11 protein-coding genes and 1 pseudogene are annotated in these 11,119 nt (G+C 67.9%); 8 read left to right on the top strand and 4 right to left on the bottom strand.

The window, feature by feature from the left end:
* Positions 1-24: 24 nt before the first annotated feature.
* Positions 25-1,293: an MFS transporter gene (locus tag ABZX92_RS27485; protein ID WP_355565207.1), complete on the top strand. Its 1,269-nt coding sequence runs from the start codon at positions 25-27 to the stop codon at positions 1,291-1,293.
* A 44-nt stretch (positions 1,294-1,337) separates the two neighbouring features.
* A complete protein-coding gene (locus ABZX92_RS27490) occupies positions 1,338-1,634 on the top strand; it encodes a YiaA/YiaB family inner membrane protein (protein ID WP_355565210.1) in 297 nt (98 codons plus the stop codon).
* A gap of 3 nt (positions 1,635-1,637) precedes the next feature.
* On the opposite strand, the gene ABZX92_RS27495 is transcribed toward ABZX92_RS27490, so the two are convergent.
* Genes ABZX92_RS27495 through ABZX92_RS27505 form a run of 3 tightly spaced genes read right to left on the bottom strand, consistent with a single transcriptional unit; the run spans position 1,638 to position 3,196 of the window.
* Positions 1,638-2,195, bottom strand: coding sequence for a hemerythrin domain-containing protein (locus ABZX92_RS27495; RefSeq protein ID WP_355565212.1), 558 nt, complete (start codon positions 2,193-2,195; stop codon positions 1,638-1,640).
* 10 nt (positions 2,196-2,205) lie between these two features.
* Positions 2,206-2,871 (bottom strand): hypothetical protein, encoded by a 666-nt coding sequence (locus tag ABZX92_RS27500; RefSeq protein ID WP_355565214.1) that lies wholly within the window; start codon positions 2,869-2,871, stop codon positions 2,206-2,208.
* Position 2,872: 1 nt separating this feature from the next.
* Positions 2,873-3,196 (bottom strand): plasmid stabilization protein, encoded by a 324-nt coding sequence (locus ABZX92_RS27505; protein WP_355565217.1) that lies wholly within the window; start codon positions 3,194-3,196, stop codon positions 2,873-2,875.
* A gap of 81 nt (positions 3,197-3,277) precedes the next feature.
* Here ABZX92_RS27505 and ABZX92_RS27510 point away from each other — a divergent pair, with 81 nt between their 5' ends.
* Positions 3,278-4,426, top strand: coding sequence for a cytochrome P450 (locus ABZX92_RS27510; protein ID WP_355565220.1), 1,149 nt, complete (start codon positions 3,278-3,280; stop codon positions 4,424-4,426).
* Positions 4,423-5,031 carry an NAD(P)H-dependent oxidoreductase gene (locus ABZX92_RS27515; protein ID WP_355565223.1) on the top strand — a complete coding sequence of 203 codons (609 nt, stop codon included), beginning with the start codon at positions 4,423-4,425 and terminating at the stop codon, positions 5,029-5,031. Before ABZX92_RS27510 ends, ABZX92_RS27515 begins: the two co-directional genes overlap by 4 nt.
* On the opposite strand, the gene ABZX92_RS27520 is transcribed toward ABZX92_RS27515, so the two are convergent.
* Entirely contained in the window at positions 4,941-5,519 is a 579-nt protein-coding gene (locus ABZX92_RS27520) for a phosphatase PAP2 family protein (RefSeq protein WP_355565226.1), read from the bottom strand. The genes ABZX92_RS27515 and ABZX92_RS27520 overlap by 91 nt on opposite strands.
* Before the next feature lie 108 nt (positions 5,520-5,627).
* Here ABZX92_RS27520 and ABZX92_RS27525 point away from each other — a divergent pair, with 108 nt between their 5' ends.
* The 4 genes and pseudogenes from ABZX92_RS27525 (at position 5,628) to ABZX92_RS27540 (ending at position 10,837) form a co-directional block, all read left to right on the top strand.
* Positions 5,628-6,593, top strand: a complete 966-nt coding sequence (locus ABZX92_RS27525; RefSeq protein ID WP_355565229.1) for a cation diffusion facilitator family transporter — start codon at positions 5,628-5,630, stop codon at positions 6,591-6,593.
* A gap of 34 nt (positions 6,594-6,627) precedes the next feature.
* A pseudogene (locus ABZX92_RS27530) lies at positions 6,628-8,885 on the top strand (nitrate reductase).
* Entirely contained in the window at positions 8,885-9,346 is a 462-nt protein-coding gene (locus ABZX92_RS27535) for a hypothetical protein (protein ID WP_355565232.1), read from the top strand. The pseudogene ABZX92_RS27530 and the gene ABZX92_RS27535 overlap by 1 nt, the downstream one beginning before the upstream one ends.
* 3 nt (positions 9,347-9,349) lie before the next feature.
* Positions 9,350-10,837: an MFS transporter gene (locus tag ABZX92_RS27540; protein WP_355565235.1), complete on the top strand. Its 1,488-nt coding sequence runs from the start codon at positions 9,350-9,352 to the stop codon at positions 10,835-10,837.
* Positions 10,838-11,119 lie beyond the last annotated feature (282 nt).

Below are 11,119 nucleotides of genomic sequence, written 5' to 3' on the forward strand. Positions count from 1 at the left end.
CAAGCCTCGCGAAAGGTCAAGTGCGTGGTCCACGACACAGCGCGCAGCAGCCCCCCGGTCCTGCGCAGCACCCAGTTCCTCCGCCTCTGGACCGCGACCACGGCGTCGGGCATCGCGACCTGGGCCCTGCCGTTCGTGCTGGGCCTGGCGGTGCTCTCGCGCTCGCTGACCGCCATCGAGCTCGGCGTCCTGCTCGCCGCGCGCACCACCGGTTTCCTCGCCGCGGTGCCGATCAGCGGCGTGCTGGCCGACCGCTACGCCCGCCGCCAGGTCGTCCTGTACTCGGGCCTCACGTCCGCGATCGCCGCACCGGTCCTGACTGCCTTTCTGGGCAACTCGTTGGTGCTGGCGGCCCTCGCGGCCGCGGCGATGGGCGCGGGCCAGGGCGCGTGCCGACCGGCGTTCTCCGCGCTGACCGCCGAGGTCGTCGAACCGGATCAACGCCAGCAGGCGAACGCGGCGATGACCATGTCGATCCGGGTGACGACGCTGGTGGCGCCGGGTCTGACCGCGCTGCTGGCCCTCGTGGTGAACACGCAGGGACTGCTGCTGGGAATCGGCGCGCTGTGGCTCGTGGCGGCGCTGGTGCCCCCGGCCGGCACGGGAACGGGCCCGGCATCGAGCGATACAGGGCTCGTGGGGGTCCCGGCGGCTTCCGGAAGCGCAGCAGCGCAACGCAGTACGGGGTTCGTGACGGAGTTCCTGGACGGCGTGCGCGAGGCTCGCCGGCATCCGTGGTTCCTGGCGGGACTGGGCGCACTCTCGGCCGTGATCGCGACCGGCTACTCGGCGACCGGCGTGGTGCTCCCCCTGGTCAGCCGCGACCGCTACGGCACGGAAGCCGTGCTGGCGGGCGCTCTCACCGCCTACACGCTCGGCGCGCTGGCAGGCGCGGTGCTGATGGCTCGGTGGCGACCACGCGCCGCCGGGTGGACCGGGCTGTTCGGCCTGGCGCTGTACGGGTTCGCGCCGCTCGCCTTGCTGCTGCCGGTGCACCCGTTCGTCGTGATCGCCGTCTACGCGGTCGCCGGGCTCGGCATCGACCTGTTCAACGTGCCGTGGTTCACCGCGACCCAGCGCGAGGTCGAGCCGTCGAAGCTCGCGCGGGTGTCCTCTTTGGACTTCCTGCTGTCGTACGGCCTGGCGCCCATCGGCCTGGCGCTCATCGCCCCCGCCATCACGGAGTTCGGCACCAGCGCGGTGCTGATCGGGTGCGCGGTGGTCTGCTTCGCCGCGCCCGCGCTCGCCGCGCTGGTGCCGTCGTCCCGCAACTTCGGACCCCGACATGAGTAGAGGTACTCATGACAGTCCGGGTGTGAGCCAGGACTCTCGGGATCATGACTTCTTCCACGCCCGCGCGCACCGCGACCACCGGCGCGTTCTACCTGCAGGCGGTCCTCTCGTTCGGGCTCTCGCTCATCGCCGTCGGCATCGGAGTCGTGTTCCTGCCCGTTGACGGCTGGGTGCGCGCGTTCCTGGGCATCGCGATGCTCTACGCGATCACCTCGGCGTTCACGCTGTCCAAGGTGATCAGGGATCGCCAGGAGGACACCGCCATCACCAGCCGGGTGGACAGAGCCCGGCTGGACAAGCTCCTCACCGAGCACGACCCCTTCAAGCTCGACGTGCCCTGACCACTACTTCGAGGCGGCCTTCTGCAGTTCGCGCTTGAGCTGCTCCTTGCTCATCGTGGAGGCGTTGGAGAGGCCCAGGTTGCGGGCCTGCGTCAGGAGCTCCTCGCGAGTGGCCTGGCCGGGCAGCTCGCCGAGGTGCTCGGCCCGGCTGCTCGCGAACCGCTCGCCGAGCTGGTAGCGGCGTTCCGCGCTGAGCCGCGTGCGCATGCCGGGAAGGACCGTCTTCTCCTCTTCCTCCACGTGGTGGGAGACGGCGTCGACGACCTTCTTCAGCGCCTCGTCGTACTGCGGGGAGTCCCAGTCGCAGTCGAGCAGCTTCGCGAGCAGCTGCTCGGCTTCGGCGTGCTCCTCCTGGCTGTGCTCGACCTCGTCCGACTCGCCCGCCTCCTTGATGGCGACCGGGTAGACCTCGGCCTCCTCGGCCCGGCTGTGGGCGACGAGCAGCCCGCACATGACCGGGGTGAGCAGCGGTCGTTTCTCCGGGTGGTTCTTCAGCTCGTCCCACAGACGCTCCACCTCGCGGTGGTCCTGCATGATCAGGTCGACGACGTCGTACTGCACGGCGGTCCTCCTAGTGATTCTTCGGATAACGAGTGCTGATCGGGGCGACGCCGCGTCGTCCGATCTTTCCCAGTGCCACGCCGAACGCGGCGATCACCGCGACGGCGACGACCACACCGATGGCGATCGCCCAGGCCAAGCTGGCGTTGAGCAACCCCGACGCCGCACCGGCGATGGCTCCGGCGACGAGTCCGTTGACCAGGTTCACCAACCCGGACACGCCGAGCGCGGTGCCGATCAGCCTCGGGCGCCTCGCCTTGCGCCAGCCGGTCTGGCCGGCATCCGCTTCCACGGACGCGGTTTCGTCGTGGACCTGCCGGACGAACGCTTCGCGTGTGCACGGTTCGAGGTCGCCGTAGATGTGCCGGATCCGGTTGATGCCCAGGCCCGCCTGCACGTCCTCGATCGTCAGCTCCACCGTGCGGAACAGGGTGGCGAGGCCGATCGCGAACAGCCCGGAGAAGAGCACGAGCATCAACGTCAGCAACACCTTCAGCGGCACCACCTGGGCCACGAACCCGAGTGCGATCATCGACGCGGAGATCGTGGTCAGCAGGTGGCCCGCGCGGCTCGACGCGTCCGTGATCGTCGCCGTGCGGACCATCTGCAGCGTGTTGTGCTCGGTGGTGAGAATCGTCAGCATCGAAGTCTTGTCCTCGGCGACATCACCTGGCACGTCAGCGTCCGAGTGCGTTGGCGAGCTCCTTCTTCGTCATCGTGGAGCGGCCCTTGATGTTCTTCTTCTTGGCCTCGTTGTAGAGCTGCTCCTTCGTCGGACCCTGCGCACCGCTGTGCGAGCGCTGTCCGCCGCGCTTCTGCGGCGACATGTCCTGCGTGGACGACTTGCTCGCCGTCTTGGACTCGCCTGCCTGGGCGCGGTTCTTGTTCACCGTGCGCGCGGCGATCTCCTTGGCGCGTTTGGACGAGGCGCCACGGCTGCGGGCGGAGTCCTTGATGTGTTCGTACTGGCGTTCACGTTTCGCGTTCGATCCCGCTGGCATCACGACCTCCTGGTTCGAGCTGACCCGCGAATACCCCCGGTCAGGACGATTCACACCCGGGTGACCGGGTAGCCGGAAAGCATGGCGATCTCTTCTCGACTCGACACCACCCGAGTGCTGGCGACCGTGCTGCTGCCCACCCTGGCCAAAGGCGTCATCGTCCGCAGGCCGGGCGTCCTGGCACTCGCCGAGAAGCTGCAGTCCGACGCCACCGCGATCGGCACGATGCGGCACCTGCGCGACAAGTACGGCCACGAGCCGGTGCGGCTGCGCATCACCGGGCGCAGTGTCGCGATGCTGGTCGACCCCACCGACGTCGGCCGGTTGCTCACCCAGTCACCCGAGCCGTTCGCGTTGGCCACCAAGGAGAAGAAGGCCGCCCTCAGCCACTTCCAGCCGCACGGCGTGCTCATCTCGGAGGGTGCGGACCGGGAACGTCTCCGGGAGCTCAACGAACGCGCGCTGCGACCCGAGAACTTCGACGTCGAGCCGATCGTGCGCGACGAGGCCGACCTGCTGACCAGGCACGTGATGAGCACCGGCGAGCTGACCTGGGACTCGTTCGCCCAGGCGTGGTGGCGGATCGTGCGCCGGATCGTGCTCGGCGACCGTGCCCGCGAGGACACTCAGCTCACCGACGACCTCAAGGCGTTGCGCCGGCACGCGAACTGGGCGTACCTCCGGCCACGTGAGCGTGGTCTGCGCGAACGTTTCGAGCACAGGCTCGCGTCGTACCGCCCCGCGTTGCCCGACCAGGTGCCGCACTGGCTGTTCGCGTTCGACGCGGCCGGCATCGTGACCATGCGGGCGCTGGCCATCGGCGCGCGCGGCGCGCACGGCATCCTGGAGTCCGCTCGGTTGTGGCCGACGACGCCGGTGATCCTGCGCGAGAGCACGATCGCGACCCGCTGGCACGGCACGTGGTTGCCGGAGGGCACCGAGTTCGTGGTGTTCACGCCGTTCTTCCACCGCGACCCGGACCGGCTGCCGTTCGCCGACCGCTACGCCCCGGAGATCTGGGACCAGCCGCGCGACCCGGCGATCGTCCCGTTCAGCGCCGGACCTGGTGAATGCCCTGGTCGTGACCTCGTGCTGGCCACCGCGGGCGCGATGCTGGACACGTTGAGCAAGCACCTGACCTTTCCGAAGCTCACCGAGCCGCTGCCCGCGACGCTGAACCACTTCGCGCTCCGCATGCCCGCCACTGCGGTGGGTACTCGCGTGTCATGAACGCACGTCTGCACGCCGTGGTGCTCAACTGCACCCTCAAGAAGTCGCCGGACCAGTCCAACACCGACCTGCTCGCCCAGGTGGTCGTCGACGAACTGACCAAAAAGGACGTCGAGGTCACCACCTACCGGCTCGCGGACCACCACATCCCGCCCGGTGTCTCGACCGATGAGGGCCCCGGCGACGAGTGGCCGCGCATCCACGCCTCACTTCTCGGTGCCGAGATCCTGGTCTTCGCGACGCCGACCTGGGTCGGCAGGCCGTCCTCGCTCGCGCAACGGGCGCTGGAGCGGATGGACGCGATGATCTCCGAGACCGACCCCGAGGACCGGCCGGTGGCCTACAACCGGGTCGCGGGCGTGGTCGTGACCGGCAACGAGGACGGCGCGCACCACGTGATCAGCGAGATCGCCGGCGGGCTGGGCGACATCGGCTACACGATTCCCGGCCAGGCGTGGACGTACTGGAACCGCGGTCCGGGGCCGGGCCCGAGCTACTCCGACACCGACGAGGGTCACGAGTGGTCGGAGAACACCGGCCGCACGATGGCCGCCAACCTGCACGCCGTCGCCCTGGCCTTGGCGGAACGTCCGATCCCGGCCTGAGCCAGCGCCACGAGCACGCCGATCAGCAGTCCTCCCAGCACGTCCGTCGGCCAGTGCACGCGGGTGCGCAGCCGGCTGTAGGCGACGAGGAGCACCAGCGGCGTCACGAACACAGCGGCCTCGCGGTCGTCCAACGCGGTGGCGGCGCCGAAAGCGGCAGCCGTCACCGCGTGTTTGGAGGGGAACGACGACGAGTCGGGATGTTCGGGAAGTGCCTGCCGCGCGGGCATGTTCGCGGCGGGCGGCCGCTGCCGGTGCACGACCAGGCTGACCAGGTGGCCGATCGGCATCGCCACCGCCGCGGCTGCAAGCGCGCGTTTGGCGGTCTTCTTCTTGCCTGCCAACGCGAGCAGCCCGGCCACAGGGAACCAGAGCAGGCCACCACGTGCCGTGACGCTGGCCGCGATCACGATCGGGTTCGGCCGGCTCGTGGGCAGCGCCTCGCTGTTGTGCAGCGCGTCGTCGTCCAGCTCATCGCCACCACTCATGCCGACCTGCATACCCAGAACGGGTGGTTTGGAATCAGAGTCAGCAGGGTTTCTCGCTGTGTGTGCGACCACGTGTCACCCCGTCGGTGCACGGGTAGCCGGGAGCACATGGAAGGCAGCAGGCTCACCGTGGTCATCGCCCTGCTCGCGAACACCGGCGTCGCGATCCTCAAGCTGGTCGCCGGGCTGTTGTCAGGCTCCGGCGCCCTGCTGTCCGAGGCCGCGCACTCGGTCGGCGACACGTCGACGCAGCTCCTGCTGCTCACCGCCGTCAAGCGCTCGGAACGCCCCGCCGACGCCCAGCACCCGTTCGGTTACGGCAAGGAGCGCTACTTCTGGTCGTTGCTCGCCGCGTTCGGGATCCTGATCTCCGGCGCGATGTTCTCGCTGTACCAGGGCGTGCACACGATCATCTCGCCGCACGAGGAGAGCACCTACGCGTGGGTGAACTACGTCGTGCTGGCCATCGCGTTCGTCATGGAGGGCACGTCACTCGTGCAGGCGACCCGTCAGGTCCGCCGGGAGGCCGAGGAGCACGACGTCTCCATGGCCGGAGAACTGCGCGGCACCGACGATCCGACACCGCGCGCCGTGTTCACCGAGGACCTCGCCGCCGTGATCGGCATCGTGCTCGCGGCCGCCGGTGTCGGACTGCACCAGCTGACCGGATCCGCGGTGTGGGACGGCATCGCGTCCATCCTGATCGGCGTGCTGCTCGCCGTGGTGGCGGTGCTCCTGGGCCGCGTCTGCAAGGGCCTGCTGATCGGGCGCCAGGCTGACCAACGACTCGTGCGGGCGGTCTGGGACCACATCGAGAAGCAGCCGGAGGTAGACGATCTGGTCGACGTCCAGACAATGCTCACCGGAACGGACAAAGTGCTCGTATGTGCACGAGTCGACTTCATCGACACATATTCGGCCGGCGACGTCGAACAAGCCTGCATTCGCATCGACAACGAACTGCGCGAGCTGTTCCACGACGTCGACGAGGTGTTCATCCAGCCAGTACCCAGGTCGGACGCTGATTTGCGCGAGCGCGTTCTCCGGCGTTACGGGCGGGTTCTGACCGACTGAGTTTCATTTGTCCGGCGCCGGGTACTGCTTTTCCGTGGATCGCATCGCCGACGTATGGGGACCACGCACTCCGCACGGACGTGGAACCAACTGGCCGATTCGGGTCGACCAGCGGCTGGCGGACGGCATCGGTGAGTCCGATGTGGACCGATGGGTCCAGTCGGCCTGCGTGTTGTGCAGCAACGGGTGCGGTTGCGACATCGCGGTCAAGGACGGTCAGATCGTAGGTGTTCGCGGGCGGGCGTCGGACATCGTCAACCACGGCAGGATGGGCCCGAAGGGGCTTTACGGTTCGTGGCAGGCACATCACAAGGATCGCCTCACCACACCGTTGATCCGCCGCGACGGTGAACTGGTCGAAACCGACTGGGACACCGCGATGGACGTGATCGTGCGCCGCTCCCAGGACCTGCTCGCCGAGGTCGGCCCGTTGTCGCACGGCTTCTACACGAGCGGGCAGCTGTTCCTGGAGGAGTACTACACGCTCGGTGTCATCGGGAAAGCCGGCATCGGCACGCCGCACATGGACGGCAACACCCGCCTGTGCACCGCGACGGCCGCGGCTGCGCTCAAGGAGACGTTCGGCTCGGACGGCCAGCCCGCCTGCCACGCCGACATCGACCTGTGCGACGCGCTGTTCCTCTTCGGGCACAACATGGCTGCCACGCAGACCGTGATGTGGGCACGCGTGCTCGACCGGATCGCCGGGCCGGATCGGCCTCGGCTGGTCGTCGTGGATCCGCGCCGCACACCGACCGCCGAAGCCGCGGACGTGCACCTCGCACCGTTGCCCGGCACAAACCAGGCGTTGCTGAACGGCCTGTGCGCGCGCTGATCGAGCACGACTGGCTCGACCACGAGTACCTCTCCCAGCACACCTCGGGTTTCGCCGAGCTGAAGGCGACCGTCGAGCCGTACACGCCGGAGCACGTGGCCTCGATCTGCCGCATCTCCCCCGTCGAGCTGCTCCGTGCCGCCGAGATCTTCGGCACGTCCGAGCGCGTGCTCTCGACCGTGCTGCAGGGCTTCTACCAGTCGCACCAGGCGACCGCCGCGTCGTGCCAGGTCAACAACCTGCACCTGCTGCGCGGCCTGATCGGCAAGCCGGGCAGCGGGGTGCTGCAGATGAACGGTCAGCCGACCGCGCAGAACACCCGCGAGGCCGGTGCGGACGGCGACCTGCCCGGATTCCGCAACTGGGACAACCCCGAGCACGTCCAGGAGCTCGCGCGGCTGTGGAACGTCGATCCGCTGACCATTCCGCACTGGGCGCCGCCGACGCACGCGATGCAGATCTGGCGCTACGCCGAGCAGGGTTCGATCAAGTTCCTGTGGATCTCCGCGACCAACCCGGCAGTGTCTCTCCCGGAGCTCTCCCGCATCCGCGACATCCTGCGCCAGGACGACCTGTTCGTCATCACTCAGGACGCTTTCCGCACCGAGACGACCGAACTGGCCGACGTCGTGCTGCCCGCCGCGTTGTGGGGCGAGAAGCAAGGCACCTTCACCAATCTCTCCCGGGTCGTCCACCTGTCCGAACAAGCCGTCGAACCACCCGGTGAGGCTCGCAGCGATCTCGACATCTTCCTGGACTACGCCTCCCGCATGGGTTTCCGCAACCGCGACGGCGATCCGCTGATCACGTGGAAGGACCCCGAGGGTGCGTTCGACGCGTGGCGCGAGTGCAGCCGTGGCCGTCCTTGCGACTACACCGAGCTTTCCTACGACCGGCTGCGCGGTGGCAGCGGAATTCCCTGGGGTGGCAAGGAACGGCTCTACGCCGATGGCGTCTTCCCGACTGCCGCCTCCTATTGCGAGGACTACGGCCACGACCTGCTGACCGGCGCGTCGACCACGCCGACCGACTACAAAGCCCGGCGACCGGACGGACGCGCCTTCCTCAAGGCCGCCGAGTACACGCCCGCTCCGGAACAGCCGAGCGACGAATACCCGTTCATCTGCACGACCGGCCGCTCGGTCTACCACTTCCACACCCGCACCAAGACTCGTCGCGCACCCGAACTGCAGAAGGCCGCGCCCGATCCGTGGGTCGAGATCTCTCCTGCCGATGCCGCCACGCTCGGTCTCACCGACGGGGACGTGGTGCGAGTCGAGTCCGAACGCGGGTCCGTCGAGGTTCCGGTCCGGATTGGACGGTGCCGCGACGGCGTGGTGTTCCTGCCGTTCCACTACGGCTTCCAAGCGGCCAACGAGCTGACGACGACCGAGTGGGACCCGGTGTCGAAGCAACCGCTGTTCAAGATCAGCGCCGTGCGGATCAGGAGGGTCTGATGCATCTCGCGACCTATCTGGGACTGCTGCACACTTCGCTGCAGACGCTCGCCGACGCGTTCCGCGAGGTCGCGAAGGGTCACGGCGACGAACCGGACGTGGCGCACACCTGTCAGGTGCTGTCGAAACGCATCGACGCCCAGGTCGAGAAGCTCGGCCCGATCGTCGAAAGGTATGGCGAGCACCGCGAGTCGGAACCGGAACGCCTGCACGCCGCCGAGTTCTCGGAAACTCGCAGCGGTGCTGTCGGTCTGCTGCGCGACCTGCAGGACCTCTACGCGCTGGCATCGTTCACCGACATCACCTGGACCGTCGCCGGTCAAGCCGCACAGGGCTTGCGCGACAAGGAACTTCTCGACGTCGTGAGCTCGTGCGAGCAGGACACCGCACGGCTGCTCGCGTGGTTGAAGACGCGGATCAAGCAGAGCGCACCACAGGCGCTCATCGCGGCGAGGGGCTGACAAATGGACACTGGGGTACGCACGCTGATTCCGGCACGCATCGACAGGCTGCCGTGGTCACCGTTCCACACTCGCATGGTCATCGCGCTGGGCGTGGCCTGGATCCTCGACGGCCTCGAAATCACCGTCGCCAGCGCGATCGCCGACACGCTGACCAAACCGGAGACGCTGCACCTCTCCTCGACCGCCGTCGGCCTGATCGCCACCGTCTACCTGATCGGCGAGGTCGTCGGTGCCCTGTACTTCGGTCATCTCTCCGACCGCCTGGGCCGCCGCAAGCTCTTCATGCTGACGCTGGCCGTCTACCTGATCGGCTCGGGCCTCACCGCGTTCACCCTCGGCAACGGCACGGGTTGGCTCATCTTCCTCTACCTCACCAGGTTCATCGCCGGCATGGGCATCGGCGGCGAGTACGCGGCGATCAACTCCGCGATCGACGAACTGATTCCCGCGCGCTTCCGGGGTCGAGTCGACATCGCGGTCAACGGCACCTACTGGGCGGGCGCCGTGCTCGGCACGCTCGGCTCGTTCATCCTGCTGAACAAGGTGGACGTGTCGCTGGGCTGGCGGCTCGGGTTCCTCATCGGCCCGGTACTGGGCCTGGTGATCCTCTTCGTGCGCAGGCACCTGCCGGAAAGCCCGCGGTGGCAGATCATGCACGGCCGCAACGACGAGGCCGAGGAATCGATCGCCCGCATCGAGCACGAGGTCGAGGAGACCGGCCGGACACTGCCGCCGGTCGACGAGCAGAAGGCGATCGAGGTCAAGCCGGCCGAGCAGATCGGTTATCTCGCCCTGGCCCGCGTGTTGTTCCGCGAGTACCCGTCCCGAGCGGTGCTCGGCGCGACCTTGATGATCACGCAGTCGTTCCTCTACAACGCGATCTTCTTCACCTACACCTTGGTGCTGGGCAAGTTCTACGGCGTCTCGTCGGAGTCCACTCCGCTGTACCTGATCGCGTTCGCGGTCGGCAACCTGGTGGGCCCCTTCACTATCGGGCACCTGTTCGACACGATCGGCCGGCGGGCCATGCTCTTCTGGACCTACGTGCTCTCCGGTGCTCTGCTCGGCGTGACCGCTCTGCTGTTCTACACCGGCACGTTGAACGCCATCACCCAGACCATCGCGTGGTGCGTGATCTTCTTCTTCGCCTCGGCCGGCGCGAGTGCGGCCTACCTGACGGTCAGCGAGATCTTCCCGCTGGAGGTGCGCGCGAAGGCGATCGGCGTGTTCTTCGCGATCGCGCAGTGCTTCGGCGCGCTCGGCCCGGTGATCTACGGCGCGTTGATCGGGAGCGGCGACCACCCCGTCCGCTTGTTCATCGGGTACCTGGTCGGCGCGGTGATCATGATCATCGGCGGTTTGGTGGCGCGGTTCCTCGCAGTCGACGCGGAGAACAAGTCTCTGGAGGAAATCGCCCTGCCGCTTTCCGCTACCGCTCGTCGAGGTCGCACACGGGCAGAGGGGGCAGCTTCACCGTTCTCGACGTAGGCCTTGCGATTTGCGCAGGTTGCGGGGCGTGGTCCATTTGCGCGCGATTGTCGTTCGGTCCGTAGGCCGTCGAGGTTCTCGATGCTCTCGATTATCACGAGAAGCAGATTTCCTATCATCAGGCGCAGCGTCTGCATGTCCTGGCGGATTATGCGATCGCGTGTGAGGGTGACGAGTTCTTCGAGGCCGAGATCCAGGCCGGTTCACCTTCACCAGCCCGGCCGGGAAGACCTACACCCGCGAACCAGAACCGGTACTCGGCGACCCGCCACCCTTCTAAGC

This window comes from Lentzea sp. NPDC006480, assembly GCF_040611995.1.
GTDB lineage: Bacteria > Actinomycetota > Actinomycetes > Mycobacteriales > Pseudonocardiaceae > Lentzea.

Excerpts from the sequence above, each read along its gene's own strand:
- ABZX92_RS27490 (WP_355565210.1), top strand. The coding sequence starts at position 1,338 with ATGACTTCTTCCACGCCCGCGCGCACCGCGACCACCGGCGCGTTCTAC.
- ABZX92_RS27505 (WP_355565217.1), bottom strand. The coding sequence starts at position 3,196 with ATGCCAGCGGGATCGAACGCGAAACGTGAACGCCAGTACGAACACATC.
- ABZX92_RS27510 (WP_355565220.1), top strand. The coding sequence starts at position 3,278 with ATGGCGATCTCTTCTCGACTCGACACCACCCGAGTGCTGGCGACCGTG.
- ABZX92_RS27515 (WP_355565223.1), top strand. The coding sequence starts at position 4,423 with ATGAACGCACGTCTGCACGCCGTGGTGCTCAACTGCACCCTCAAGAAG.
- ABZX92_RS27520 (WP_355565226.1), bottom strand. The coding sequence starts at position 5,519 with ATGAGTGGTGGCGATGAGCTGGACGACGACGCGCTGCACAACAGCGAG.
- ABZX92_RS27525 (WP_355565229.1), top strand. The coding sequence starts at position 5,628 with ATGGAAGGCAGCAGGCTCACCGTGGTCATCGCCCTGCTCGCGAACACC.
- ABZX92_RS27535 (WP_355565232.1), top strand. The coding sequence starts at position 8,885 with ATGCATCTCGCGACCTATCTGGGACTGCTGCACACTTCGCTGCAGACG.
- ABZX92_RS27540 (WP_355565235.1), top strand. The coding sequence starts at position 9,350 with ATGGACACTGGGGTACGCACGCTGATTCCGGCACGCATCGACAGGCTG.